The sequence below is a fragment of the Streptomyces xylophagus genome, from assembly GCF_000716435.1.
Taxonomy (GTDB): Bacteria; Actinomycetota; Actinomycetes; order Streptomycetales; family Streptomycetaceae; genus Streptomyces; species Streptomyces xylophagus.
In genome coordinates this window covers 741,101-767,073 of record NZ_JNWO01000002.1, presented here as the reverse complement: position 1 = coordinate 767,073, position 25,973 = coordinate 741,101, and the positions used below count along the sequence as shown (strand labels likewise).

Genomic DNA, 25,973 nt, shown 5'->3' with positions numbered 1-25,973 from the left:
CGGTCACCCCCACACGGGCGCGTCGGGCAGTACGTCCTGCGCCGCGAGTTCCGCGTAGGCACGTGCCGCACCGGGGTGCAGGGGCAGAGGGGTGCGGGCCATGTCGTCGGGCACCAGCGGATACGTGACCGGGGAGTGGTCCGCCGGCAGGTGCGCGTACTGCGCCTCCAGGGCGCGACGGGTCTGCACCATGCACCAGGTGGCGAGGTGGGCGACGTCCTCGGCCAGGTCGTCCCGGCAGAGCACCACGAAGTCGGAGAACTCCAGTGTGCGCAGGTCCCGTTCGAGACCGGGGAGGTATCCGGCCTCCACCACGGCGTCCGGCCAGCCCTCGGCGGAGAAGGCCTTCAGGACTTCGTCGCCCCAGGGCAGGTACTTCACCGGGCGGACGGCGGCGATGCGCTGCCAGTGCGGGGTCATCACGGCCTCGTGGATGAGGACATTGGCGTCCCCCTGCGCGAACCGGGTGATGGCGGGGAAGGGGCGCTCGCTGTAGGCGAAGGTCAGCTTGTCCGGGTCGAGTCCGGCGAGGCGCAGGCCCTTGTGCGCGGCGAGGCCGATGACGTTCACCCCGTCGTCCGGTGACGTGGCAATGGTCAACTGGTCGGTGTAGGCGGCCAGTTCGGGGACCGTCGAGACGGGCAGCGCGGCGTCCACCGCTACGACGAGACGGTCGCGCTGGCCGATCACGCCGAGCGCGGACAGGCCGTCGAGCCGACCCGCCCGGTGAAGCATTCGCACCGCGCAGGCCGGCGTGACGACGGTGATGTCGCAGGTCCGGGCGTGGAGCGCCTCGATCTGGTCCAGACCTCCGCGGCCCGACCAGACGGCGAACCGGGAGCCGTCGGGGGCCCGGTCTCCGATCTCCTGGGCGAGCCAGCCGCAGATGCGGTGCATGTTGGCCTGGCCCCAGTCCCCACGGAAGTGCAGCGTGACCTGGTGGTCGAGACGGGGCTCGTCAGCCATGGGTCACCTCGGCCGCCATCTCGGCCAGCCCGGCCGCGTCCTGGGTGAAGTCGATCTCGTTGATGGAGTCGAAGGGGAATCCGACCCGCTCGAACTCCTGCTCCACGGCCGCGGCGTCGTCGGCCTCGTAGACCGAGACGATGAATCCCGTGTCGGTGTTGACGTACAGCTTGTGGAAGGTCGCGTGCACCTGCTGGGCGACTTCCGGCGCGTTGCCCGCGATCTCTTCCGGTGACAGGCCCGGGGCCTGGTGGAGGCTCACGTAGAGAGGCATCCCGTTCTCCCTCATGTGGCGATATGCAGAGCGTTCATGTATCGCTCTGCGGAACACTGTCCCGCAGGATGCCGCTGAAGGCCAAGGGGCGCAAGTCTGGAAAATGCTGCGCTACTGTGCTCTGCGTGGAAGCGAAGAGGGGCGACAACACGGAGAACGCCGAGGACACGGGCCACACCGAACGCCCGACGGGGCTGATCGGAGCGGTCGACAACGTGCTTCGGATGCTGCGCCTGTTCGAGGACCACGAGATGATCCGGGTCAATCAGGTCGCCCGCGACATGAACCTCTCCCGCTCGACCGTCCACCGCATGCTGGCGACCCTCAGCTACCACCAGTTCGTCGAACAGGACGAGTTCTCCCGCGCCTACAAACCCGGTCCGGCGCTGGTCGACATCGGCCTGGCCGTGGTCGACAACATCGACATCCGGGGCCTGGCCCACAGCGCACTCCTCGAACTGCGCGACAAGACCAACGAGACCGTCCACCTGGCCTTGCTGCGCGGCACCGAAGTCGTCTACCTCGACAGTGTCGAGAGTCGGCAGGTCGTACGCACCGGCGGCCGGGTCGGTTGGACGATGCACGCCCACGCGACCGCGGCCGGCAAGGCCCTGCTCGCCGAGCTGCCCGACGACAGGCTCTGCGCGCTCTACCCGTCGGACCGACTGGCCGCCGCCACCTCACGCACCCTCACCAGCCTCGACGCCCTGCGGGAACAGCTGGACCACGTACGGCGCACGGGCTACGCGGTCAACCACGGGGAGAGCGAGGACGACGTCAGCGCGGTCGCGGCCGCCGTGCGGGACAAGCGCGGCCGCCCCCGGGCCGCACTCGTGACCACGGCACCGCTGTCACGGTCCGGGGCGAGCTGGACCGAGGAGACCGGCAGCGCGACCGCGGCCGTCGCACGCGAACTGGGCGCCCGGCTGAGCTGAGGCGGCGCGGTACACACGCGGGAGCGGCCGGACCTGAGAGCACAGGTCCGGCCGCTTTTCCATACCCGCACCCGCTTGCCATTCAACGAAATGCGGTTCCACAATGACGGCTACCGTTCCGCATGATGCGACATCCTCGTCAGGAGGAGATGTTGTGAGTCAGCAGATCACCGAGCCGCCATCACTCCAGGAGACGCGCCGGATCCCGCCGCCCGACCCTGATCGCGAACCGCTCAAGGCGAATGTGTACGAGCGGATGTCCAAGGCCGCCGCGCAACTGACGCCCCTGTTCCCCTACGACCACGCGGGCTCGATCGTGCCCTGCGGCAACGTACTCGTCGGTGGCCCCGAGTCGGAGTACGGACACTTCTTCCACTGGAACGCCGTGAACGAGGTCGTCGTCACCTACGGCTCCCACGAGTCGCTGCTCGGCTCCGGCCAGATCATGGCGACCCAGCACCTGCACGGGGTGAACTCCTTCCTCCGCGATGAGAAGAACCCCGAGGCCTTCGCCGTCATCGTCGTCACCCAGCACCAGTCCGAGGAAGGAGACCAGGCCGAGGCCCTGATCGCCCGCTGCAAGAACTGCAAGGCGGAACTCGTCCGCCACGACTACGACGCGACACCCTTCCCACTGCCCGGCTACGACGTGGAGCGCCACGGTGAACCCGGGGACCCCGTACGGCAGTTCGCGACCACGCTCGGCTCCACCGAGTTCGCCGCCCTGCGCAACACCGAGCAGGGACGCACCTGTCAGGCCTGTGGTCATGTCAACGCCCCGTTCCCGGAGGCGGGTTGGGGCTGGGCGAGGGCTGTGGCCCAGACCGGTGCCGTCAACTCGGCGTACCGCGCGCTGCGTCAGGCCGCCACCGCACAGTCCGAGCAGGAGAGCCAGTCATGAACCGCCGCCGTATGCTCCACGCCCTCAAGGTCGCAGCCGAACTCGGGAACTACGAGGACGCGGCCGTTCTTCCCGCCGACACCGACCCGCAGCTCTATCTGTCCCGCAACCGGCTCCCGCAGCCCTTCCACCTGATCTGCGAGAAGGACACGGTGCTCAGTCAGCTGTCCGGCGAGGCACAGGTGCAGCTGCGCGACAGTTCGGTGAACCGGTTCCGCATGGGCGTGGGAGATCACGTCTACGTCCCGGCCGGCACTCCGCACCGGATCGTGCCCGTCCAGGAGGGCGTCACGATCCGCTACCTGCCCCTCAAGGCCGGTCTGCTGGGTGCGGCGTGGTTCTGCCACGGATGCGGGAGTGAACTGCACCGCTACGAGTGGGCACACGACAACGACACACCGGCGGTTCACATGTACGCGGCGGCCTGCGCCCGATTCACCGCCGACCCGACCGCCCGCACCTGCGCCGAGTGCGGGGCCGTTCACCCCGAGGTCGATCTGGCGGCCTTCGGCTGGTCGGTCCCCGTCCCCGCCTGACCCTGGACCGACCGGTACGTCTTACTTCTGCTCGGCGACCGCCGTCGTGTTGTGCTCGTGGACCAGGCGGAGAGCCTCCTGGCGATCCCTCCGGTCGAGCGCGTCGACGAGGTCGCGATGGAGCACGTGACGCAGGACGATGTACTCGCCCAGGGGCTGCTCGCCCGGCAGCACGGCCAGGGTGTGGGACTCGATGAGGTCCAGCAGATTGCAGTACAGCGACCGCAACAGCGCGTTGGGGCTGATGGCGGCGATACGGGCGTGCAGTTTCCAGTTGGCGTGCACGAAGGCGACGGGGTCGGCCGAGGTGACCGCCGCTTCCATCACGTCGATGTGCGTACGCAGGTCGGCGATGTCGGCGGGCGAGGCGTGCCAGAGGGCGTCCTCGATCAGCAGCGGGTCGAGCGCGTCCCGGATCCTGACCGCGTCGGCCACATCCGTCTCCTGCGCGTCCAGCGCGAGGACGGAGTTGCCGAGCCGGACCATGGGTGAGGGCACGGCGGAGAAGATCCCCCCTCCGGGACCGGGACGGACCGTGACCTGTCCGCGGGACTGAAGCAGTCGCAAGGACTCGTTGAAGGTGCCCACGGACACCGCGCACAGCGTGCGCAGCTCCTCTTTGGTGCCCAGGCGGGACCCCGGTTCGGCGTCCGCGGCGAGTGCCGCGAGGCGCTCCGCGGCCTGCTCGGCCCGACTGGACGTGGTGTCGCGTGCAGTGCTCACAGCTCTCCCCGAGGCGCCGACACGAAGTGCAATTGATTATGAAGATTACCCCCCTCACCCCTTGACGGTCCCTCCGACCGAGACACAGACTCACCATATTCATCATGATGAATAGAAGCATCGGTGCGAATCAACGTGAAGGAGCCCCCATGCGCGTTGCCCATCTCTCCGGGCGTCTGGCCCTCGTTCACGACGGCCGCGCGATCGACGTCGAGCAGGCCAGCGGCGGTCGCTTCTCCGCCGACACCCAGGCCGTCTACGAGCGCTGGGAGGAGTTCCGCGACTGGGCGGCCCAGACCGACCTGCCCGCGGGCACGCCCTTCGAGGCCGCCGAGCTGGGGTCACCGGTGCCCGCCCCGCGCCAGGTCTTCGCGATCGGTCTCAACTACCGTGATCACGCAGCCGAGTCCGGGTTCACGGCGCCCGAGGGCCTACCTCCGGTCTTCACGAAGTTCGCCACCAGCGTCTCCGGGCCGGTCACCGAGGTCGCGCTGCCGCCCGAGGGGCACACCGACTGGGAGGTCGAGCTGGTCGTGGTGATCGGTTCCCGCGCCGAACACGTGCCCGAGGCCGACGCCTGGGATCACGTCGCCGGTCTCGCCGTCGGCCAGGACATCTCCGAGCGCATCACCCAACTGGCCGGACCCGCACCGCAGTTCGGCCTGGGCAAGTCCTTTCCCGGCTTCGCCCCGATCGGGCCCTGGCTGGTCACCCCGGACGAGTTCGACGATCCCGACGACCTCGAACTCCGTTGCTCCGTCAACGGTGAAGAGGTCCAGAAGGGCCGCACCCGCGACCTGATCTTCTCCGTCCCGGCCCTGATCAACAAGCTCTCGGCGATCCTGCCCCTGCTGCCCGGCGACGTCATCTTCACCGGCACCCCGGCCGGCGTGGGTCTGGGCCGGGAGCCGCAGCGGTGGCTGACCGCCGGTGACGTGCTCGTCTCCGCCGTCGAGGGAATCGGCGAACTGCGCCAGACCTTCACCGCCTGACCGACAAGCCGGAGCGCTTTGAACCACTGGACGAAGGAGTCCATGCCGTGGCACTGCACCGTCTCACCTCCGTCACCATGGGGGTCCCCGACGTCGCCGAAACCGCCGCCTACTACGCCGAGTTCGGCCTCTCCCCCGAGGGAGACGGCTGGTTCGCCTCCCGTGACGGCGGCCGCCAGCTCCACATCGTGCCCGCCCCCACCCGCCGCCTGGTCGAGGTCCGCATCGGCGCCGACCACCCCGACGACCTGGCCGCCGCGGCGTCCCGGCTACGGCGGCTCGGCATCGAAAGCGAAGTCACGAGCACGTCCACCTCCCTGACCGCGTACGACAGGGCCACTGCCGTGCGGGCCGTCATGGAGGTCGTACCCCGCCTGATCCAGACGCCCGTCCCCGCCACGCCGTACAACGGACCCGGCCGTTCCGAGCGAACGGGAGGCCGGGCGCCTGGAGTCGTACGCGAGGCCGCGGTCAGGCCTCGCAAGCTCGGCCATGCCGTCGTCGGCACCACCGACTTCGAGGGCACGACCGCCTTCTTCCGCGACGGACTCGGATTCAGGGCCAGCGACTACATGAAGGATCGCGGAGCGTTCCTGCGCTGTTCCACCGACCACCACAACATCCTCGTCATGGCCGCTCCCGTCACCTTCCTGCATCACACGTCCTGGCAGGTCGACGACGTGGACGAAGTGGGCCGCGGCGCCTTCGCGATGCTGGAGAACCATCCCGAACGGCACGTGTGGGGTCTCGGCCGGCACTACGCCGGCTCCAACTTCTTCTGGTACCTCAAGGACCCGGCGGGCAACTTCAGCGAGTACTACTCCGACATGGACTGCGTCGTCGACGACCAGCTGTGGACACCCGAAGTCCTCGAAGGCGCCAAGGGGTTGTTCAGCTGGGGACCGCCCCCGTCCCCGTCCTTCCTGCACCCCGAGGACCTCGCGGACCTCATGACCGGCACCCACAGTGCGGCGAGGTGACACCCGTGACCACGACAGACTCCTCCCTGTACGACGTGGCCGTCGTCGGCTTCGGCCCGGTCGGCCAGCTCCTGTCGATCCTGCTGGCCCGCGCGGGGCACGAGGTCCTCGTCCTGGAACGCTGGCCCGAGGCCTACGGCCTGCCGCGCGCCGTGCACTTCGACGACGAGATCGGCCGCATCTTCCAGTCCGCCGGCGTCGGCGAACAGGTCCGCGCCATCACGGACCCGGTGCCCGACCACTACGAGTGGCACAACCGTGACCGCGAACCCCTGGTCCGCATCGACTGGTCGGGCACGGGCCCCTCGGGATGGCCGACCGCCAACTTCTTCTCCCAGCCCGAGTTGGAGTCCGTCCTCGCCACGGCCGCCGCCGAGCTCCCAACCATCACTTTGCACCGCGGCCTGGAAGTGACCGACCTGCACGAGGACGCCGACCACGTCCTCCTCACCGCCCGCACACACACCGGCGCCGAGCAGACCTTCCGGGCCCGCTACTGCGTCGGCGCCGACGGCGCCAACAGCTTCGTCCGCAGCCGCATGGACACGACGGTCACCGATCTGGGCTTCTTCTACGACTGGCTCATCGTCGACCTCGTGCCGCGCGACACGGACACCGACTGGTCGCCGATGAACTGGCAGCTGTGCGACCCCGCGCGCCCCACGACGATCGTGTCCGGCGGCCCCGGCAGGCGGCGCTGGGAGTTCATGCGGCTGCCGCAGGAGAGCGTCGAGGATCTCAACACCCTCGAATCCGCATGGGAGTTGCTCAAGCCCTGGGGCCGGACTCCGGACAACAGCGTCATCGAGCGCCACGCCGTCTACACCTTCCAGGCCCGCTGGGCCGAGCGGTGGCGGCTGGGCAGACTGCTGCTCGCCGGGGACGCCGCCCATCTGATGCCACCCTTCGCCGGCCAGGGCATGTGCTCGGGACTGCGCGACTCGGTCAACCTGGCCTGGAAGCTGGACCTGGTGCTGACGGGCACGGCCACACCAGGCCTCCTCGACACTTACACGAGCGAGCGACGCGAACACGTCCAGCACGCCATCGGCATCTCGATGGCCCTGGGCCAGGTCATCTGCGTACTCGACGAGGAGGCCGCCGCCGAGCGGGACGCGCGCATGATCGCCGCCGGCGCCGACCCCGCGCGGGTCCTGCCGCCGACCCCTCCGCCGGTCCTCGGTGACGGCGTGCTCCAGCACACCACGGACGGCTCCCGCCAGACGAACGTCGGCCACCTCACCCCGCAGTACGGGATCACCCACCACGGCAGAACCGGTCTCCTGGACGAGATGACCGGGGGCGGGTTCGTAGTCCTGACCGACGGACAGGCGCCCTGCTCAGCGCTGGACGACGCCGACCGGAGCATGCTGCGCCGCATCGGCGCGACGCTCGTTCCGCTGTACGAACCCGACGACCCCGGCGCGGCCGCGGAGAGCGCCTACATCGACACCGACAACGCCTACCTGCCCCACATGCGCGAGCACGGCCATGTCGCGGCCGTCGTCCGCCCCGACTTCTACCTCTTCGGCGCCGCCACCACGCCCGCCGAACTGCACCGAGTGATCGGCCAACTCGGCGCAAAGCTCCACCTGTTGCCTCCGGAACGACCGAGCCCTCGGAGCATGCCGGGGCGTCCCCTCGCGGCCACCGACGGACGCTGAAGTCCCCAGAACTTCCAGAAGCATCCCAAGACCATCTCGCCCACTGACACGTCTCCAACGGGGCCGCCGGTCCGGGCCTCCGAGGCCTGACGGCGTTGTACCGCTCGGGCCGCCAGCGCCTAGCCTGTGAGTCTTGCTTCGGTGCGCATCCGGATCATGAACAGAAAAGCGAAAGTGCCTTCTGCGCTGGGACGATGAGGCTTGTCCAAGGTCTCCACCGTCCCAGCGGAAAGGTACTTTCTGCGTGCAGACCACCCTGTCCCGCCCACACCTTGTCGTCAGCGCCGACGGGCACGGCGTCGTGAACCACGCCGGCTCGCGCCTGCTGGCGGCTCCCACGACGTCGAAGTCCTGGCTCAGATCGATCAGGATGCGAAACCTGGCTCATGTCCGCCCCAGCCGATCCCTTTGGAACACTGAATGCCAACGGGATCGGCGGGCAGGTCAGTGTCGGGCGAACTGGACCCGCGTGGGCTGCACGGCGTCAGGTCGCAGCGCGATCCCGTCGACGGTCAGTTGTTCTCCGTAGATGTCGGTGAGCCTGATCGCGCCACCGCATCCGCTTCCGCCGGGGGAAAGGAAGTAGTTGTAGTCGGTGCGGGCCAGTTGGCGCCAGCCACCGCCGGTGCGGACCTCCAGCCGGGCAAGCGGGTTGCGGTGGCCGATTGCCTGGATGCCGCACCAGTAGGGGCTGGATCCGTTCTTGTAGCGGATCGAGATCGTGCCCGACGTGTCGGGGCTGAGTAGGCTCCAGGTGATCGCGAGCCGGCCCGTCGACACAGGGGCCAGTTTGGCGAAGGCCTGTTCGCTGAGGTCGAGTTGACCGGGCGCACAAGGCAGCGGACATTCGTTGGTGATCCGGACCGTGACAGAAGCGCCGCTCGCCGTCCGAACGAGCACGTATGCCCCGCAGGCTCTGGACGTCTCGTAGTCGGTGGTGTTCATCGCCGCGATCATCATGTCGCCGCTCGGCCCGTACGAGCAGGCGCCGTCCCCTACCCCGGCTTTGTAGACAGTGGCGACTCCCTGGTATGTGGTCCTGGGCCGGATTCGCCCGGCGAGGGAGGTCGTGACCGGAGCGTTCCGTGGGGTAGCCGATGGCCGTGCCGCCGACCTGGACGGGGAAGCCTTCGGGGTCGACGGGCCGGCCGAAGGGGACGCGGAGACTGCTGACGGGGAAGGTGCTGAGGACTTCCTCCTCGGCGACGCCGACGTCTGGGTCTCCTGAGAGGCTGCGGCGCTTGCGGCAGCGGGTTGTGGGCCGGATCGGTCTCTCGTGATCAGGCAGACCACAAGGCCTACGGCGATCAGCGCCGCTGCAGTGCCCATCATCAGCTCGCGTCTGCGTCTGCGCTGACGCGCGGCCCGACGTGTCTCTTGCATGTTCATCCCGTTCGGAAGAGCGAGTCGCTGTTGCACTGCTCAGTGGCCACGCGAGGCGAAAAGGTTGCCGTCGATTTTCTGTTATGCGCTGTTGAGCTGTCCGCGGATACTGTCCGGCGCTATGTCGATCACGGGATGGCGGGTGCACTTCACTTGCCGGGAGCATCCATGGCCACACGAAGCGACCACCCTCATGCGGGAGTCCAGCACCCTGTTCGCCGAACTCGACCAGCGGCTGGATGAGTTGGGTGTACCGGAGGGCCAGCCGTTCCTGATCAGCCCGAAAGGGCGCCGTTGTCGCAAAGGGACCCCCGTACGGGAGTCGGAGCAGTGGTCAGCCGCGGTAGCGCTCGGCCGGGACCCGCAGCGACAGGTTCGGGACGAGCTTCTGACGTGCCTTCTCGAACGACTCCCAGTCGCTGATGTCAGGCAACGACAGGATGGTGACGGGCTCCCCGGAGTCGAGGCCGGCGAGCGCCGCGTCGACGGCGTCGTCCACGTTCATGACGATCTCGTCGGGAGACGTCTCGAGGTCGACACCGGAGCCGTCCCAGAGATCCGTGCGGACGGCGCCCGGCAGGACGGCCTGCACCACGACGGGGCTTTCGGCGAGCTCCTGCTGCAGTGCCTGGGTGAACGTCAGCACGTAGCTCTTGGTGCCGCTGTAGACGGCGCTGACGGGCAGGATGTTGAGAGCCATGGCAGAGGAGATGTGCACGACGGTGCCGCGTCCGCGGGCCGTCAGCCCCGGCAGGACCGCGATGGTCAGCCTGGTCAGCGAGGTCACATTGAGGTTGATCAGCGCCTCGTAGGCCGCCGCGTCGGAGGCTGCCAGCGGCGTGAGCAGCGCACCGCCGGCGTTGTTGACCAGCATCTCGATGCTCTCGTCGGTCCGCAGCCGCTCCTCGACCACGGAGATCTGCGCCGCATCGGTGAGGTCGGCGGTGACGACGTCCACCGCGCGGCCCGTGCGGCTGCGGATGTCCGACGCCAGCGTTTCCAGCCGCGCGGCGTTCCGGGCCACCAGGATCAGGTCGTAACCCCGGTCGGCAAGCCGCTGCGCGTAGGCGGCACCCAGGCCGGCGGACGCACCGGTGACGACGGCGGTCTTGTTCCGCGTGGTCATGAGGTGGATCTCTTTTCTGGTCCGGCGGATGCGTGTTTCGCAGGCACAGGCGCTCGAGAACCGTAGGCGCGCGGTCGCCGCGGCCTCCCGGCTCTTCCGGGAGCGCGGCGTGAACGGCATCAGCGTCGCCGATCTGATGAAGTCCATCGGGCTGACCACGGGCGGCTTCTACAAGCAGTTCCCCTCCAAGGAGGCCCTGGTGGCCGAGGCGGCTCAAGCCTCTTTCGGGGACCTTGACCTACTCCTGGCATCGTTCGATACGACTCACGGAGATCACGACACCGCGCGCAGCGCCCTCGTCGACTTCTACCTGTCGACCGAGCACCGTGACCAGCCCGGCACCGGTTGCCCCACCGCCGGATTCGCCGGGGACATGGCTCGCGAGCCCACAGCCGGGGAGGTACGCGACACGTACGCGGCCGGAGTCCGGGAATTCGCCGCGTGGATGTCTACCGACGCCGACGACGGCCTTCCCTCGGTGGCCACCCTGGTCGGCGCGATCCTGCTCGCCCGGGCAACGGCGGGCACAGAGCTGTCGGAGAAGCTCCTGGAATCGACCCACAAAGCCCTGACCGCACCACACGGGCCTCGACCCGGAATCCTGGAGACAGGGGCTGAGCGACAGGGACCCGACGCCACGTAGGTAGGCAATCGCCGGAATCCCAGCAGCTCACGGTGGCGGTGGCCTTCCGGCCGCCCGCCCCACTCCTCCGGCCATGTCGGAATGGGCAGCAACGGCCGGATGACCTGCCATTTGGGGATTCGGGCGTGACGCAGCCGAGAACCACCCGGACGGTCGCCCGGGCCTGAGTCCGGGCCGCGCTTCAGCGAGGCAGCAGGACGTCAACCTGCCCCCGGATGTCCTGCGCGATCTCCTCGACGCTCAAGCCGATGTTCACGCTCACCGCCATGCTGAGGAACATCACGGCGGACACGATGTGTGCCAGCGTCGCGGCGTCGCCCTCCATGACCCGCTCGTCTCGGCGCAGCACGGCGGCGACGGCCTCCTCGGTCTGCGCGACGATGGCGAGTGCCGCGCCGTGCCGGGGCTCCTCGGGGTCACCGAAGACCATCTCTCGCAGGTAAGTGCGTCCGTTGTCGATCTGGGTGCGGTTGCACTCCACGATCGGCCGGACGATCGCCATCACCGCGTCCAGCACGCTTGGGACGGCCTCGGCGTCCGCCCGGCCCTGCTCAAGTGCTTCGGCGTACTTGGCGTTCTGCACAAGCAGGAGGAGTTCGCCCTTGGTCTTGGCGTAAAGGAACAGGGTCCCGGTGCCGATGTCGGCCTTGTCGGCGATCTGCTGGGTCGTGACCTCATCGACGCCGTGTTCGGCGAACAGCTCAGTGGCGGCAGCGACGATGCGGTCGAATTTCTCCTGTTTGTTCCGCTCGCGCCGTCCGACCGGCCGGGGGGCGACAGACATGGCGGTGTCCTCCAGGAATAACTTCTGACTGTAGTCAGTTATGACTGCAGTCATTGCTGCGTGGGCTCGAATGTGGCTCCGCTCATTCTCCCACGGCAGGGAGAGGAGTCATTGGTCCGTCCGTGCACAGCCACGCACTTCACATCCCCTTGGAAAGAAGGAACACCCATGCCCTCCCTCGATGGAGCAGTCGTCCTCGTCACCGGCGCCAACGGTGGTATCGGCACCCACTTCGTCCACGACGCCCTGGCACGCGGCGCCGCCAAGGTCTACGCCACGGCCCGTTCCCCCCGCGCCTGGGACGATGACCGCATCGTCCCCCTGACCCTTGACGTGACCGACCGCGCGTCGATCGACGCGGCCGTCGCCGCCGCCGCGGATGTCACCGTGCTCGTCAACAACGCGGGCGCCATCCCGCCGAGCGCGAGCCTGCTGGACGTCACCGAGGCGGACATCCGGGCGAACATGGAGACGAACTTCTTCGGGCCGGTCCTCCTCGCCCGCGCCTTCGCACCGGTCCTCGCCGCCAAGAAGGGGTCAATCCTCATCGACGTGCACTCCGTTGCCAGCTGGTATGCCTTCGGCGGCGCCTACAGCGCGTCCAAGGCCGCACTGTGGTCGGCCACCAACTCGCTGCGCATCGAGTTCGCACCCATGGGCGTCCACGTGACGGGTGTGCACATGGGCTACGTCGACACCGATATGGCCGCACACGCCGACGGCCCCAAGATGCTGCCGACGCAGCTGGTGACGACGGTCTACGACGCCGTCGAGGCCGGCGAATACGAGGTCCTGGCCGACGAGTTGACCAAGGGGGTCAAGGCGGCTCTGAGCAGCCCGGTCGAGGCTCTCTACCCGGACCTGCGCGGCACGAACGCCTGAGCCTGTTCCTCGGTCCCGATGTGATCTCCTGACGTCGGGACCGCGTGATCCATGGGGTTCGAACGGTTTGCCGGCATCACGGAGGCGCGCACCGTCGTGGACTCGGACAGGCCATGCCCGGCGAGCGCTTCGTCGAGCATCATCCGGTGCAGTTCGCCCAGCGACCGCCAGGGCACTTCCCCGACACCACCCGCAGCCCTGTCGGCGCGCAGGCCCCGCCCACCAGGTGGTGAGCCCTGGCCAGTCGGCCTGTGCCCCGACGCGGGCGCCGCCGCGCTCGAATGCGCCGGCGATGCCGGGGCCCCGGTCGACGGGGGTACGGACGATGTCGAACACCGCACCGCGTCCGCGGCGGCGCCGATCGGTCGGTCGTTCTCGGCGGTGACCGGGCTTCGCGCCATGGTTCCCCTCCCCCGTCGGGCACGCGTACGAAGACGAACAAGGTGACACTCGCGACAGAACGAGCACGGCCGCGGTATCCGCTGCGTACGTGCTCGCTTGCTGCCGAGTGTCAGCGTTGCCGGTTGACGACGCCGATGTGGTGCCCGAGACGGTATTCGAAGTCGATGCCGGCCTGTTCGGCGGCGGCCTGCATGCCGGCGGCGCGGGTGAGGAAACCGGGGAGGGTGAGGGAGTCGGCGAACTCGCCGTACGCAGCGACCAGGTCCGCGTCCGGGGGCAGGGATGCCCGGTTGATCTGGGCCTTGGCCGAGGCGAGTGAGGTGCGGTCGAAGGAGGCGAGCCGGGCGGCGACGGTGCCGACGAAGGCGTCCAGCTCGCTGTCGGGGAGGGCGCGGGTGACCCAGCCCCAACGCTCGGCGGTGTCAGCGTCGTAGTCGTCGCTGGTCAGGACGGCCTCCAGGGCACGGTCGCGTCCGATGGCGCGAGGGAGGCGTTCGGTGCCGCCACCGCCGGGCAGCAGTCCGCCGCCGACCTCGGGCTGTCCGAAGACCGCCTTCTCACGACTGGCGTAGCGCAGATCGAGGGCGAGGGCGAGCTCGTTCCCGCCGCCCCGGGTGCGTCCCCGGATGACCGCGACGGTGATGTACGGCGCCCTGGAGAGTTCCAGGACCAGATTCGTCCATGCCGGCACCGCGTCCGGGTCCTCGGAGGCAGGGAAGTCGGCGGCGGCGGCCAGGTCGAAGTGGCTGTAGAAGAAGTCGGGTGTGGCGCTGTCGAACAGCACGACCTGGATGTCCGGGTCGGCGGCCAGTTCCTCGACGATCTCGATGAGGCGCAGGACGGTCTCGCCGACGATGAGGTTGACGGGCGGGTTGGCGAAGGTGATCTTCGAGATCTGCGGTGAGGTGCGCTCGAAGTGGATGGTGCTGGGCTCGCTCATGGCTGGCTCCGGATACGGATTCTGATGCGTGACGGGTGTCGGACGGCGACGGGGGGCGCGAGGAGGGCCGGGAAGCGTGGCGCGGATGCGTTGCTGAGCAGAGCCCGCGCCACTCACTCCTCGTAGCGCGGGAGGATCTCGCCGTTCTTGACGTAGGTGAGGGCGGCGCTGACGTCGTAGGCATGGATCGCGGAGACCTGCGGGGCCAGCCGGTCGGACAGGTCCTCGATCACGTTGCCGGTGAAGAAGGCGTCCCGTGCCGCGGTGTCGGTGAACCCTAGGCTGACCGAGGCGTGGAAGTGCCGGTCGTGGGGGTTGTCGTGGGCGACGTCCGGGGTGTCCCAGAGTTTTTCGATCCAGGGCAGGAACGTCTGCGTGCGCAGTTCCTTCAGCACTCCGGTGCCGGCGAGCGCGGGAGCGAGCTGCTCGTTGACAAACTTCCGGAAGTCGCCGGCGCCGACGCCGTCTCTGCGGCGCAGGTAGATCAGAACGCGGGCACCGACCGGCTCTCCGGGGCCTGCGACGTCGTACCAGCGGGATGAGTTCGGCGGGCCGGCGTAGAGCAGGGTGCGACGGAACACGTTGATCTCGTCGGCGTAGGCCAGTTTCGTCTGCTTGCGCCCTTTCAGGGGACCAAGTGCCGACTGGAAGCTGACTTCCGCAACGCCGTCGACCTTCCGGTCCGCGGGGATCGCGGTCTGGACCCCGTCGATGGCCGGCCACAGGCCCGTGTTGTGCTCAGCGAGGTGGATCTGCCGGTACTCCTCCAGGCCCGGGGTGGCGGAGATGATCCCTGAGTGCGGGCCCTTCCAGTGGTCCATGCCGGTCTGGCGGGGCTGGTCGGTGCGCACCCACAGCAGGATCGAGGAGGTGAGAGGCTTCTTCACTGCCGGGGGCGCGACGGCCGGTGACGTGCTCATGACGTTGCTCTTCCCTTCCTGGTCAGGCGGTCGTCATCGGGCGAGGAACTCGACCGCCACCGGGGCGAACCGGTCGTGGTACTGGAAGATGCCGCCGTGCCCGGAGTCGGGGTAGATGATCAGCTCGCTGCCCTTGATGCGCCGGTGCAGGTCCTCCGACAGGACCGACGGCACCATGCGGTCGTTGTCGCCGTTGGCGATCAGGGTGGGCTGCGTGATCGACGACAGGTCGTCGGGGGCGGAGCGCCCCCACTTCTTGATCGCCTTCAGCTGCGTCTGGAACGCCTTGGTCTTGATCTCCGCGTCGCGGTCGACGGTGCGCTCCTTGAGCCGGTTGACGAACGCGCGTGCGGCGGGCTTGCCGGTGGCGTTGCGGTTGAAGAACAGGAACTCCTTGGGGTCCGAACGGGTCAAGGTGGCGCGCAGGATGTCCCAGTAGGTGACTCTGGCGACCTTGTCCATGTCCTTGCCGCCCTTGGGCCCGGTGCCGGTGAGGACCAGCTTGCGGACGAGGCCGGGGTGCTTGACCACCAGGGCCTGGGCGACCATGCCGCCGAGGGAGAAGGAGAAGACGTCGATCTTGTCGTACCCGAGCGCCCTGACGAAGGCGTAGGCGTCGTCGGCCATCGCCTCGACACTGTCCGGCACCTGGCCGGTGGACGCCCCGACACCGCGGTTGTCGAAGGCGATGACGTGACGGCCCTTCGCGACGGGGTCGACGATGCGGGGGTCCCAGTTGTCCAGGGTCGCGGCGAGGTGGACGAAGAAGACGACGGGGATGCCGCCCTTCGGTCCCAGCTCGCGGTAGGCGTAGGTGACGCCGCCGGCGCTGACGGTGCGGGCCGGGGCCTTCGCGTAGGAGGTGATGACGGCTTCGTTCGGGATGTCGGTGCTGCTCATGACGGATTCTCCTTGCGTGTTTTGTGTCGCCGTGCGTTTCGTGTGGCTGTGCGTTTCGTGTCGCCCGTCGCGGTTGCGGCGGGTCAGCTGTTGCCGATGACGGCCTTGCCGCGAATGCCGCCCTGGGACAGGGACTGCAGCGCCTGCGGGGTCTGGTCGAAGCGGACCACCTTGCCCACGACCGGACGCACCACGCCCTCGTCGATGAGGGTGGTGATCTGGCGGAGCTGGTCGCCGCTGGCGCGCATGAACAGGAACTCGTACGTCACACCGAGCTTCTTCGCCTGCCTGCGGATCTTGCCGCTCAGGCCTGCGACCGCGAGGCGCAGCAGCGGGTTCAGGCCTGCCTCGCGGGCGAACGCGGGGTCCGGGGGACCGGCGATCCCGATGGCCTTGCCGCCGGGCTTGAGCACCCGCAGGGACTTCTCGAGAGTCTCACCACCGATGCCGTCCAACACCAGGTCGTAGCCGGTCAGGAGCTGCTCGAAGTCCTGGGTGCGGTAGTCGATCACCGTGTCCGCGCCGAGCGCGCGCACGAAGTGCGCGTTGGAACCGCCGGCGGTCGTGGCGACGCTCGCACCGAGGTGTGCGGCGAGTTGGATCGCGATCGAACCGACCCCGCCGGCGCCGGCGTGGATGAGAACCTTCTGCCCGGGCCGCACCTTCCCGCGCTCCACCAGCGCCTGCCACGCCGTGAGCGCCACCAGCGGCAGTGAGCCGGCCTCATCCATGCTGATCGAGGCGGGCTTGAGCGCCAGGTCGCTCTCCGCGACGGCGATGCGCTCGGCGAACGTGCCGATGCGGTCCGCGGCGGGCCGGGCGTAGACCTCGTCTCCGGGCTTGAATCCGCGAACCGCCGCCCCTACGCCGATGACGGTGCCCGCGACGTCGTTGCCCAGGATCAGCGGCAGCTTGTAGGGCAGGATCTGCTTGAACTCACCCGCGCGGATCTTCTCGTCCAGCGGGTTCAGCCCGGCGGCCTCCACCCGCACCAGCACGTCGTGCTCCCCCACGGTGGGCTCGGGGACCTCCGCCTCCTGCAGCGGCTCCTTGTACTTGGTGACGACGAACGCTCTCATGGGGCGTCGCTCCTTGCCTTCATCCTATTTATCCAGGTCTGAGACCAGGTCGGCCAATTCAGCGCGACTTCCGGGGTCTCGCCCCACTCGGCCAACCCAAGTACACTCAACTATGAGTGCACTCAGAATTCTTGTCAAGGGAGGCCCCATGGAACGCGGTCACATGCCGATCGGGCGCCGCGAGCGGGCCAAACAGGCCAAGCGCGAGCGCATCATGACCGCGGCCCGTGAGCTGTTCGCCGAACACGGCGTCAGCGGGGTCACGACGCAGCAGATCGCCCACCGGGCCGACGTCGCGATCGGCACCCTCTACCTGTACGCGTCCACGAAGGCCGAGTTGCTGATCATGGTGCAGAACGAGAAGTTCGCCGCCGCCATCGACGTCGGCCTCGCCGCCGCGAACGCCGCCGCCGGGCAGGGCGTACTGGAGCCGGTCGCCGCTCTCATCCGTCCCGTGGTGGAGTGCCTGAGGGAGCACATCGAGAACGGCCGCACATACCTGCACGAACTCGTCTTCGGCGACCCGGCCGAGCCCTACCGGCAAGCGGGTCTAACCCTTGCCGGCCGTCTCGAGGACGGCGTCACCGGCCTGCTCACCAGCAACGAGTACATCGGTGCCGACGACGCGGCGACGCTGGCGCGGGTGATCACCGCGATCATCCACATCAGCACCACCGCCACCGTGCACCTGCACCGCAGCGACGAAGCCGTCCTCGCCGACATCCGCGACCAGATCCACGCCACCCTGGCACCCCACCACCGCGCCGCATGACCACTCGCTCCACAAGCCAACCATCGACCACCCCGGAAAGGGGGCACGTCATGAGCGCGCACTACGACGTCATCGTCCTCGGCGCCGGCCCGAGCGGTACGTCGCCGCGATCCGCGCCGCGCAACTCGGCAAGAACATCCAGCCCTGCAGTGCGGACAACGGACAGCCGCAAACCCTGTCCACAACTTCCATTCGAGTCGGCAGTCACCGTTTCGGCGGAGAACGCCCAGCTGATCAACGAGTTGATGAACCGGGCCTGGGTTCTGTCCGACGGTTCCACTGACTGTCCGCGGTTCCGGCAGCGGTCGATCAGACGGCGCCGTCCGCCAGCAGACAGCGGGGCAGGAATTCCCGGCCCGGCTCCCCATCACCCACGTCGCCGTCGGAATTGATGTGGCCGTGGCTTCCGATGAGATGCCACTGCGCCTGCCACTCGCACGCGAAGGAGGCGGACGTCATCGGGTCGCAGTAGGGGTCGTCGTCGCCGGCCACCACCAGGCTCGGACGCGGCAATGGGCGAGCGGACAGGCACACGAACGTCGATGCGGCCCCACGTGGGAACGCCGGTCCTTGGGGATCGGGCGGGGCGACCAGGAACGCGGTCACCGTGCCAGGTCGCGGCTGCTCCAGCCAGAGCGCGGCTGCCCAGCAGCCCAGGCCGTGAACCACCAACACCACCTGCTGGTCGCGCCGGGAGGCGATCTCGTAGGCAGCCGGGATTGCGGCAACCCGGTCCGGCAGGTCCGGCTCACTCCACGAGGCCGGCGCGATCCGGACCGCTGCGGGACCCCATCCGCACATCGCGGGGACACCCCGAGGCGATTCTCGATGGATCAGCGGGAACGATCGAGCTCAGCAAGTGATCTCAAGGCAAGTCGCGGTGACAACGATGGAATCACTCGACGAGATCGACCGAGCCATCTTGGAACTCCTCCAGACCGACGGCCGGCTCACCGGAGCCGAGGTCGGACGCCGAGTCGGACTGTCCCAACCGGCGGCCGACGCCTGCGTCCACGCCTGGAGAAGGACGGGATCAACAGCGGCTACCGCGCCGTCATCGCCCCAGCCGCAGTCGGACTGAACATCCATGCCGTCGTCCGGCTGCGCACCACCCACGCGCAGTTGTCCCAAGCACTCACCCGTGCCGCCCAGACGCCTGAGGTCATCTCGATCCTCCGCGTGACCGGCGAGGACTGCCTGCTGCTCGACGTGCACTGTTCCCACGCCGAACGCCTTGAACAGGTCGTGGACGCCCTCGCCGATACGGACCGGTCACCACCCCACTCGTCCTGCGGAGCTACCCACCCAAGCCCTTGCCGACGGCACCGTCAACGTCCTGACCCGCGGCACTTGCCCCCTCCTCCCCTTACCCGAAGACCCTCCGCTTGATTTCCTGACGGTAGTTCTCAAGCGTCCTGTCGAGGTGCACGGCGGTGGCCTGCGCCGCAGCTTCCGGCCGGCCGTCACGTACGGCTTCGTAGATGGCGGCGTGCTCCTCGACGGCGGCCTCGGACTGAGCGCTGAGCGTGTCGTGGATACCGAGGGCACTGGACTGCCTCTGCAGCCGGCGCGCGTCGCGCACGGCGTCGACCAGGAAGCTGTTGTGGGAGGCAGCCGCGACCGCGGCATGGAAGTCGTCATCGGCCTGGTTGAAGACGTCGACCTGTCCGTGGACGAAGCCGTGACGGCACGTCTCCACTGCCACTTCCATCGCCCGGAGTTCGGCAGGGGTCGCACTTGTCGCCGCGATGCCGGCGGCGGCCATCTCCTGGATCCTGCGGAACTGGAACAGCATGAAGATGTGGTCCAGGTCGGTAGGTCGGAAGAACCCGCCCCAGCGACTGGCACTGAGCATGCCTTCGTCGTCCGAGACGAAGAGACCGCGGCCCTTGTGTGCTCGGATCCGCCCGAGGGCGGAAAGGATCTTGACGGCCTCGCGCACCACCGCCCTGCTGGTGCCCAGCCGCCCGGCCAGATCGTTCTCTGTCGGCAGCCGGTCGCCGGGGACCAGGCCTGACTCGGCGATGAACTCCAGGATCCGCTCCGCGACGAGCTCATAGCCCGGACGGTAGTCGCCGCCCGTGTCCGCCCCTCCGCCCAAAGACGTCGCCCCGTTGGACGCCGACGAGGTCCCGGTCGCGGACGTGTCGTTCATCTGGCTTACCCCCATCGCTGGTCTCACAGAGCGAGCCCGTCCTTTCGTGGTCACTCTACTGAACACCTCACTCGATGAAATGAATCGTACTTATCTTGCTGTGATCCCGGCAACCACTCGTTGCCACTCATTGCAAAATTAGCCATATACCGAACCAATTTGCGCATATCGGCGGACCATGTGGCCAGAGAATCCAATTTTGTGACTGCACATCTTCTTGACCAGGGCCCGTATAAGGCGCCTAATTTCGGGGCGACGATCCTCTGCACGCCAGCCATGTAATGGAGTCACTCATGACCGCGATGAAGCAGTCCGTTGTCCGAAGCAGAGCGCTGGCCAAACGGCGATCGGTTCTCCTCGCGGGGTGCGTGGCCGTCGTGGTCACGGCCGCCACGGCCTGTGGTGGCGGCTCCACGGGTACGAGCAGCAAGGACGGCTTCAATCAGGTGCCACAGAAGAACGGGACTCTGACCGTCTGGGCGGACTCGACCCGGCTGGCTGCCGCGAAGCTGTACCAGAAGCTCCACCCGGACGTGAAGCTCAACATCGTCACCTACGACGGCGACGCCAATGGGTCGAACTACCTGCAGACGAAGGTCCAGCTGTTCAACCGCACCGGCAAGGGCTGGCCGGACGTCGTCTTCAGCTCGCAGAACAACGAGGTGACCTGGGCGGTCGACGCCCACTTCGCGGCCCCCTTGAACAAGGGCCTCGTCCCGGCGCAGACCCTCGGAAAGTTCGCCGCGGGCGCCAACGACGTCTGCACGGTGGGCGGCACGGTCTACTGCCTGCGCAACGACCTCTCCCAGGCCGTGCTCTGGTACAACGCGCCGCTGATGAAGCAGTTCGGCTACACGGTGCCCACGACCTGGGAGGAGTACCAGCAGCTCGGCGACAAGGTGGCCGCCGAGCACCCCGGATACCTGGTGGGCGATGCCGGCGACTCCTTCACGCCGGAGATCTACCTGTGGGCCGGCAAGTGCGGTGCCAACCACATCACCGGCGCCAAGTCCGTCTCCGTGAACACCACCAGCGCCACGTGCACCAAGATGGCCGAGCTCATGGACGTACTGATCAAGAAGAAGTCCATGTCCATCAGTGGGGTCTTCAGCACCGACTTCGGCAAGAACAAGGCCGACAAGGTCCTGATGATGCCCGGCCCCTCCTGGTACGGCGGCGCGCTGTTCAAAGGCACCTTCAAGACGCCGGCCAAACAGATCGCGGCGGCGCCCATACCCCAGTGGAGCGGTGAGACCTCACCGTCGACCGGCAACGTGGGCGGCGGTACCTGGCTGCTGAGCCAGCACTCCGAACACATCAAGGCGGCCACCGACTTCCTCACCTGGGTCACGACGGACGACGCCTACCAGGGCAAGGTCGCACCCGGCTTCCCCGCCTACGCCCCGGCGGCGGAGAGCTGGTTGAAGCAGCAGAACGCCTCCGGCTACTTCGCGGGGGACGTCAACGTGCTGAAGGACGCCTCCACCCAGGTCTGGCCGGGCTGGGGCTCGGGCCAGTTCAGCCAGGAAGCGATCTGGGCCGCGACGGTCAAGCCCGGCCTGACGCAGGGCAAGACCATCGTCTCGCTGCTGCCCGCCTGGCAGGACTCCATCGTCAAGTACGCCCAGTCCAACGGATACAAGGTCTCCCAGTGACCGTGACCCACTCCCCCGCCGGCTCTGTCCGTCGGCGTCCCCAGGGCGCCCGGCGGCAGAGCCGGGCGGGCGCCGCGTTCGTCGCCGCCTACCTCGTGCTGCTGATCGCGTTCGGAGTCGTCCCGACCGCCTACGCCGTCTACTTCGCCTTCAGCAACGCCCAGGGCGCGTTCACCGGCTTCGACAACTTCGTCACCACGATGCAGGACTTCCGATTCGTGCCGGCCCTCGAGCACGTCGGGCTCTACCTGCTGTTCTGGCTCGTCTCGCTCGTGGTGATCGTGGTCGGCCTCGCGCTGCTGCTGCACCGGCTCGCCTCCGGCGGCGCCGGAAAGGCTCTGAGATTCCTCTTCTACATTCCCGGTGCTCTCGCGGGCGCCGCGAGCGTGCTGGTGTGGCTGTTCATGCTCGACCCCACGGTGAGCCCGGTCAGTTCCCTCCTGGACGCCCTCGGATACGACACGTTCGGCGAAGTCATCGCCCCCGGCCACCTGCCTCTACTGTTCACGATCATCGCGTTCTGGACCGGCGCGGGCGGCTGGATCGTCGTCATCTACGGCGCGCTCAACAACATCCCCAAGGACGTGATGGAGGCAGCCCGCATCGACGGGGCGGGTGCCTGGCAGACCGCCTGGCGGGTACAGATCCCTATGCTGCGCAAATGGATCGTCTACATGGTGATCCTCGCCTTCGCCGGCGGCGCCCAGCTCTTCGTCGAGCCACAGCTGCTGTCCCTGGCCAGCGTGGGAGTGGCGGGACGCGACTACTCCCTCAACCAGCTGTCGTACGACTTCGCCTTCCAGATGAACAACATCAACGGCGCCGCAGCCGTCTCTGTCGAGCTCCTGATCGTGAGTCTGTCGGCCGCCGCCCTCTTCGTAGCACGGTCGGGATTCTTCGATGCCGAGTGAAACGCCCACGCACCCCGGTGTGCGTCCACGCCGCGGAGAAGCCGCCGCGAGCCCGAGCCCCACGCCGCACAGGCCTCCCCGCACCAGCCGACCTCCCGCCCGGCGCTACGCCTCCCGGGCGCTGGTGGCCGCCGTACTCGCCGCGTTCACGGTGTTCTTCGTCCTGCCCGTGCTCTGGCTCGTCCTGGCCGCCACCAAGACCGACCACCAGCTCGTGCACGGCAACCCGCTCTCCTTCGGCTCCTGGCACGCGCTCAAGGCCAACTGGCATGCGCTGACCGCCTTCCAGGACAACGCGATCCTGCTGTGGCTGCGCAACTCGGCGATCTACGCGGGCATTTCCCTGGTCATCACGCTGTGCGTCGCCGTGCCGGCCGGCTACGCGCTGGCGATGACGGAGTTCCGCGGACGTCGTGCTCTGCTCGTCGCCACGCTGATCGTGATGCTGATGCCGAACGCGACGCTGGTGGTCCCCCTGTTCCTGGAGCTCAACGCCGTGCATCTCATCGGGACGATGTGGTCGATCATCCTGCCGTACTCGTTCTATCCGTTCGGGGTGTATCTGACCTACATCTACTTCACCACCGCGGTGCCCCGGGACCTGTTGGCGGCCGCCCGCATCGACGGATGCGGCGAGTTCGGGGTCTTCCGGCACATCGCCCTTCCCCTCGCGTCGCCCGTCGTCGCACTCGTCGGCTTCTTCAGCTTCGTGGCCAACTGGACCAACTACTTCCTGCCCTACGTGATGCTGCCCGAGAGCGACCAGATGCCGGTGCAGGTGGGTGTCGGCACCCTGCTCAGCAGCGTGCCCTCCTTCAACCCGACGGTCGGATCCCTCGCCGTCGAGCGGCCTCAACTAGCCCTGGCCACCTTGGTCGCGATCACTCCGGTCCTGGTCGTCTTCCTGTTCTCGCAGCGCTTCCTGGTCACCGGAATGCTCGCCGGCGCCACCAAGGAATGAGGTCAGGGACCGTCGTCCCGCCGGCCTCCGCGCGTTTCCACTGCCTTCCTCTCCCGAACGGAGACGTTCCCATGCCCTTCAGTCCTGCCGATCGCTCTGCCGGCGAGGACACCGCCTCCTCCGACGGCCCGGTGTCCTCCGCCGGAGTGCGAGCCAGTGTGCCCTTGCTCGAACCTCCCGGCTGGGCGCCGGCACAGCGCGCGCTGTTCGACCTGCTCGACCACGCCTGGCGGCGTTTCGAGCGGGAGTTCACCGGCCCGGACGGGCGCCTGAACTACAACGGACAGCTCTCCACCCGTGACGGCGTCGACGACTTCTACGAGGCGTTCTTCAACTGGCCCCAGCTGTATCTGCTCGGCGGAGCGGACGACCTGCTGCCCGCCGCCGAGAGGCACTGGGAGGGCGTCACCCGGCAGCTGACCGAACTGGGCATGCTGAAGGACGAGTTCGAGCGCGGCTACGACTGGTTCCACCAGGGCGAGAGTCTGCTGCTGCTCTACTTCCTGTGCATGGCGGCCCCCGATCGCTGGTCGCAACGCGCCGTGCGGTTCGCCGAGCTGTACGTCGATCCGGCGAAGGGCAACTACGACCCCGACCACCGCATCATCAGGCGCCCCCACAACGGCAGCGACCCCGACCGGCGCGGTCTGTCCGACAGCGACTCCTACCCCTGGCTGCCCAAGGAAGCCGAGCTGTACGGCTTTCCGCTCGACTGGATCCAGCCGGCCGACGCCCCCGAACCCCCGCTGTCCGCGGACCCACGCCTCGGCAGCCAGATGCGCGACCGCATGGGCAGCGGCGACACCGCGGTCAACCTCGCCGCGGCCGGGCTGGTCCTCAACGCCTGGATCCTGTCCGGCGAGGAACGCTACCGCGACTGGATCGTCGAGTACGTCGGCGCATGGCATGAACGCGCGAAGGCCAACGGCGGTCTGATACCCGACAACGTCGGCCCGGACGGCACGGTCGGCGGCCTCCTCGAAGGCCGCTGGTACGGCGGGCACTACGGCTGGTCCTGGCCGCACGGCTGGCACAGCGTCGGCCACGCGGCATGCGTGGCGGCACTCGCGGCTGCGACGGTCACCGGTGACGACGACTACCTCTCCATGGTCACGACCAGCCTCGACACTCTCATCGGTCACGGCAAGGTGATGGCCTTCACCGAAGCCGATTCCAGCCTCCCCGCCAAATGGCTCGCCCAACTCGGTCCTGACATCCACACACCCACCCTGCACATCCCCTTCCGCCACAACGACTCCGGATGGTTCGACCACAACCCCGTCACCCCCGCCGTGCCGGTGGCGCTGTGGCATCACACGGCCGCTCCGGCCGACCTGGCCCGGCTGGAGGGACTGCGCGATGCCGGCGGACTCGACTGGCGTGACGTGCGGGCCTTCCGGGCCAAGGAGGAGTCCGGGCACGAGGAGGCCTGGTTCGCCTTCCTCGCCGGCGACGATCCCGCCTACCCGGAACGCATCCTCGCCGCAGCCCAGGCGCAGGTCCGCCACCGCCTCGCCCGCATGGACCGCTACCGCGATCTGGACGTGGCCGAGGAGGACATCCACGTGTGGCAGCAGTCGAACCCGGTGGTCACCGAGGCGCTCGTACAGCTGACATGGGGCGGTCCCCAGGTCCTCTACAACGGCGGTCTGCAGCAGGCGCGGGTGCGCTACTACGACGGCGAGGCGCGCCGCGCGGGACTCCCGCCCGAAGTGGCGGCCCTGGTGACATCGATCGCCCCTGAAGCCACCGTCGTCGAGCTGGTCAACCTCTCCGCCGACCGCGCTTGCACGGTCGGCGTCCAGGCCGGCGCCTTCGCCGAACACACGATCACCTCGGTGCGCTACACGACCTGCGAGGACGATTCATGGGTCGGGGACATGTACGACTACGGCCACGGGGAGCCGACCGTCACCGAGGCGGAAGCACCCGTCGGCGGCTCCCTGCTGACCGTCGTACTGCCCGCCTCCACGCGCATACGGCTCACGCTCCGACTGAGCCTGCGCACGCGGACACCCAGCTACCGCACGCCGTTCTCCGTGGATGTGCCGGCGGGATCCGGAGCCGGGCTTCCCGACGGGGAGGTCGGAGAGTGAAACGGATCGCCCAGACCATCAGGCTCCGCCCGGAACGGCGCAAGGACTACCTCGCCCTGCACGCCGCTGTCTGGCCCGCCGTCGAAGCCGCGCTGCACCGGGCCCACGTGCGCAACTACAGCATCTTCCGCCACCACGACGTCCTCTTCGCCTACTTCGAGTACGACGGCGAGTACTTCGAGGCCGACATGGCGGCACTCGCGGCCGACCCGGTGACCAAACGGTGGTGGAGGCTCACCGATCCGTGCCAGGAACCGTGGCCGGACCGAGGCACCGGGGGCCAGTGGACCGACCTCCCCGAGATCTGGCATCTCGGCGACCCGGGCACCGACAGCCCCACCTAGGACGCAGGCGGCGTACGGGACTTCCGGCGCGCGCTGCGCAACGAGGTAA

At 68.4% G+C, this 25,973-nt stretch carries 29 protein-coding genes; 17 read left to right on the top strand and 12 right to left on the bottom strand.

The window, feature by feature from the left end:
• Positions 1-3 precede the first annotated feature (3 nt).
• Positions 4-966 carry a TAXI family TRAP transporter solute-binding subunit gene (locus OO70_RS06865; RefSeq protein ID WP_051740769.1) on the bottom strand — a complete coding sequence of 321 codons (963 nt, stop codon included), beginning with the start codon at positions 964-966 and terminating at the stop codon, positions 4-6.
• A complete protein-coding gene (locus OO70_RS06860) occupies positions 959-1,240 on the bottom strand; it encodes a nickel-binding protein (protein WP_043665222.1) in 282 nt (93 codons plus the stop codon). Before OO70_RS06860 ends, OO70_RS06865 begins: the two co-directional genes overlap by 8 nt.
• 125 nt (positions 1,241-1,365) lie before the next feature.
• Between OO70_RS06860 and OO70_RS06855 the strand changes: the two genes are divergently transcribed.
• The 3 genes from OO70_RS06855 to OO70_RS06845 all read left to right on the top strand — a co-directional run bounded on the left by OO70_RS06855 (position 1,366) and on the right by OO70_RS06845 (position 3,612).
• The gene (locus OO70_RS06855; protein WP_199827255.1) at positions 1,366-2,175 is read left to right on the top strand and encodes an IclR family transcriptional regulator; all 810 of its coding nucleotides are present in this window, start codon (positions 1,366-1,368) and stop codon (positions 2,173-2,175) included.
• A 154-nt stretch (positions 2,176-2,329) separates the two neighbouring features.
• Entirely contained in the window at positions 2,330-3,076 is a 747-nt protein-coding gene (locus OO70_RS06850; RefSeq protein WP_043665221.1) for a hypothetical protein, read from the top strand.
• The gene (locus OO70_RS06845; RefSeq protein WP_043665219.1) at positions 3,073-3,612 is read left to right on the top strand and encodes a cupin domain-containing protein; all 540 of its coding nucleotides are present in this window, start codon (positions 3,073-3,075) and stop codon (positions 3,610-3,612) included. The genes OO70_RS06850 and OO70_RS06845 overlap by 4 nt, the downstream gene beginning before the upstream one ends.
• A 21-nt stretch (positions 3,613-3,633) precedes the next feature.
• Here the strand turns inward: OO70_RS06845 and OO70_RS06840 are convergent, their stop codons facing one another.
• A complete protein-coding gene (locus tag OO70_RS06840; protein WP_043665216.1) occupies positions 3,634-4,335 on the bottom strand; it encodes a FadR/GntR family transcriptional regulator in 702 nt (233 codons plus the stop codon).
• A gap of 149 nt (positions 4,336-4,484) precedes the next feature.
• Here OO70_RS06840 and OO70_RS06835 point away from each other — a divergent pair, with 149 nt between their 5' ends.
• The 3 genes from OO70_RS06835 to mhpA are packed head-to-tail and all read left to right on the top strand — an operon-like array spanning position 4,485 to position 7,971.
• The gene (locus OO70_RS06835; protein ID WP_043665213.1) at positions 4,485-5,327 is read left to right on the top strand and encodes a fumarylacetoacetate hydrolase family protein; all 843 of its coding nucleotides are present in this window, start codon (positions 4,485-4,487) and stop codon (positions 5,325-5,327) included.
• 47 nt (positions 5,328-5,374) lie between these two features.
• The gene (locus tag OO70_RS06830; RefSeq protein WP_043665208.1) at positions 5,375-6,307 is read left to right on the top strand and encodes a VOC family protein; all 933 of its coding nucleotides are present in this window, start codon (positions 5,375-5,377) and stop codon (positions 6,305-6,307) included.
• Positions 6,308-6,312: 5 nt separating this feature from the next.
• Positions 6,313-7,971, top strand: coding sequence for a bifunctional 3-(3-hydroxy-phenyl)propionate/3-hydroxycinnamic acid hydroxylase MhpA (gene mhpA, locus OO70_RS06825; RefSeq protein ID WP_043665205.1), 1,659 nt, complete (start codon positions 6,313-6,315; stop codon positions 7,969-7,971).
• A gap of 444 nt (positions 7,972-8,415) precedes the next feature.
• Here mhpA and OO70_RS56980 read toward each other — a convergent pair whose 3' ends face one another.
• A complete protein-coding gene (locus tag OO70_RS56980; protein WP_407702749.1) occupies positions 8,416-9,021 on the bottom strand; it encodes an expansin EXLX1 family cellulose-binding protein in 606 nt (201 codons plus the stop codon).
• A 19-nt stretch (positions 9,022-9,040) separates the two neighbouring features.
• On the opposite strand from OO70_RS56980, the gene OO70_RS56975 reads away from it, so the two are divergent.
• Positions 9,041-9,199, top strand: coding sequence for a hypothetical protein (locus OO70_RS56975; RefSeq protein ID WP_407702750.1), 159 nt, complete (start codon positions 9,041-9,043; stop codon positions 9,197-9,199).
• Between the two features lie 489 nt (positions 9,200-9,688).
• Here OO70_RS56975 and OO70_RS06815 read toward each other — a convergent pair whose 3' ends face one another.
• Complete coding sequence (locus OO70_RS06815; RefSeq protein ID WP_043665200.1) at positions 9,689-10,480, bottom strand: SDR family NAD(P)-dependent oxidoreductase; 792 nt, start codon at positions 10,478-10,480, stop codon at positions 9,689-9,691.
• A gap of 28 nt (positions 10,481-10,508) precedes the next feature.
• On the opposite strand from OO70_RS06815, the gene OO70_RS06810 reads away from it, so the two are divergent.
• Positions 10,509-11,123: a TetR/AcrR family transcriptional regulator gene (locus tag OO70_RS06810; protein ID WP_063749684.1), complete on the top strand. Its 615-nt coding sequence runs from the start codon at positions 10,509-10,511 to the stop codon at positions 11,121-11,123.
• A 181-nt stretch (positions 11,124-11,304) separates the two neighbouring features.
• On the opposite strand, the gene OO70_RS06805 is transcribed toward OO70_RS06810, so the two are convergent.
• Positions 11,305-11,907, bottom strand: coding sequence for a TetR/AcrR family transcriptional regulator (locus OO70_RS06805; RefSeq protein ID WP_043665197.1), 603 nt, complete (start codon positions 11,905-11,907; stop codon positions 11,305-11,307).
• A gap of 168 nt (positions 11,908-12,075) precedes the next feature.
• Between OO70_RS06805 and OO70_RS06800 the strand changes: the two genes are divergently transcribed.
• The gene (locus OO70_RS06800) at positions 12,076-12,789 is read left to right on the top strand and encodes an SDR family oxidoreductase (RefSeq protein WP_043665195.1); all 714 of its coding nucleotides are present in this window, start codon (positions 12,076-12,078) and stop codon (positions 12,787-12,789) included.
• 511 nt (positions 12,790-13,300) lie between these two features.
• Here the strand turns inward: OO70_RS06800 and OO70_RS06790 are convergent.
• From OO70_RS06790 to OO70_RS06775, 4 genes are all read right to left on the bottom strand, one after another.
• The gene (locus tag OO70_RS06790; RefSeq protein ID WP_043665190.1) at positions 13,301-14,131 is read right to left on the bottom strand and encodes an enoyl-CoA hydratase/isomerase family protein; all 831 of its coding nucleotides are present in this window, start codon (positions 14,129-14,131) and stop codon (positions 13,301-13,303) included.
• 113 nt (positions 14,132-14,244) lie between these two features.
• Positions 14,245-15,051, bottom strand: a complete 807-nt coding sequence (locus OO70_RS06785; protein ID WP_051740761.1) for a hypothetical protein — start codon at positions 15,049-15,051, stop codon at positions 14,245-14,247.
• Between the two features lie 33 nt (positions 15,052-15,084).
• Entirely contained in the window at positions 15,085-15,951 is an 867-nt protein-coding gene (locus tag OO70_RS06780) for an alpha/beta fold hydrolase (protein WP_043665187.1), read from the bottom strand.
• 83 nt (positions 15,952-16,034) lie between these two features.
• On the bottom strand, positions 16,035-17,030 hold the full coding sequence (locus OO70_RS06775) for an NADP-dependent oxidoreductase (protein WP_043665183.1): 996 nt from the start codon (positions 17,028-17,030) through the stop codon (positions 16,035-16,037).
• Positions 17,031-17,178: 148 nt separating this feature from the next.
• On the opposite strand from OO70_RS06775, the gene OO70_RS06770 reads away from it, so the two are divergent.
• Positions 17,179-17,802, top strand: coding sequence for a TetR/AcrR family transcriptional regulator (locus OO70_RS06770; protein ID WP_043665179.1), 624 nt, complete (start codon positions 17,179-17,181; stop codon positions 17,800-17,802).
• A gap of 309 nt (positions 17,803-18,111) precedes the next feature.
• On the opposite strand, the gene OO70_RS06765 is transcribed toward OO70_RS06770, so the two are convergent.
• Complete coding sequence (locus tag OO70_RS06765; protein WP_078651273.1) at positions 18,112-18,603, bottom strand: RBBP9/YdeN family alpha/beta hydrolase; 492 nt, start codon at positions 18,601-18,603, stop codon at positions 18,112-18,114.
• An 88-nt stretch (positions 18,604-18,691) separates the two neighbouring features.
• Between OO70_RS06765 and OO70_RS55820 the strand changes: the two genes are divergently transcribed.
• Entirely contained in the window at positions 18,692-18,883 is a 192-nt protein-coding gene (locus tag OO70_RS55820; RefSeq protein ID WP_234336768.1) for an Lrp/AsnC family transcriptional regulator, read from the top strand.
• Between the two features lie 41 nt (positions 18,884-18,924).
• Entirely contained in the window at positions 18,925-19,191 is a 267-nt protein-coding gene (locus OO70_RS55815) for an Lrp/AsnC ligand binding domain-containing protein (RefSeq protein WP_234336767.1), read from the top strand.
• On the opposite strand, the gene OO70_RS06760 is transcribed toward OO70_RS55815, so the two are convergent.
• On the bottom strand, positions 19,169-19,957 hold the full coding sequence (locus OO70_RS06760; RefSeq protein ID WP_043665617.1) for a FadR/GntR family transcriptional regulator: 789 nt from the start codon (positions 19,955-19,957) through the stop codon (positions 19,169-19,171). The two genes, OO70_RS55815 and OO70_RS06760, sit on opposite strands and share 23 nt — an antisense overlap.
• Before the next feature lie 293 nt (positions 19,958-20,250).
• Here OO70_RS06760 and OO70_RS06755 point away from each other — a divergent pair, with 293 nt between their 5' ends.
• From OO70_RS06755 to OO70_RS06735, 5 genes are all read left to right on the top strand, one after another.
• Entirely contained in the window at positions 20,251-21,612 is a 1,362-nt protein-coding gene (locus OO70_RS06755) for an ABC transporter substrate-binding protein (protein ID WP_043665176.1), read from the top strand.
• Complete coding sequence (locus tag OO70_RS06750; RefSeq protein ID WP_043665173.1) at positions 21,609-22,523, top strand: carbohydrate ABC transporter permease; 915 nt, start codon at positions 21,609-21,611, stop codon at positions 22,521-22,523. The genes OO70_RS06755 and OO70_RS06750 overlap by 4 nt, the downstream gene beginning before the upstream one ends.
• Positions 22,524-22,647: 124 nt before the next feature.
• Positions 22,648-23,484: a carbohydrate ABC transporter permease gene (locus OO70_RS06745; RefSeq protein ID WP_043665170.1), complete on the top strand. Its 837-nt coding sequence runs from the start codon at positions 22,648-22,650 to the stop codon at positions 23,482-23,484.
• A 71-nt stretch (positions 23,485-23,555) separates the two neighbouring features.
• Positions 23,556-25,580, top strand: coding sequence for a hypothetical protein (locus OO70_RS06740; RefSeq protein ID WP_043665169.1), 2,025 nt, complete (start codon positions 23,556-23,558; stop codon positions 25,578-25,580).
• Positions 25,577-25,924 carry an L-rhamnose mutarotase gene (locus OO70_RS06735; RefSeq protein ID WP_043665166.1) on the top strand — a complete coding sequence of 116 codons (348 nt, stop codon included), beginning with the start codon at positions 25,577-25,579 and terminating at the stop codon, positions 25,922-25,924. Before OO70_RS06740 ends, OO70_RS06735 begins: the two co-directional genes overlap by 4 nt.
• The last annotated feature ends 49 nt before the right edge of the window (positions 25,925-25,973 follow it).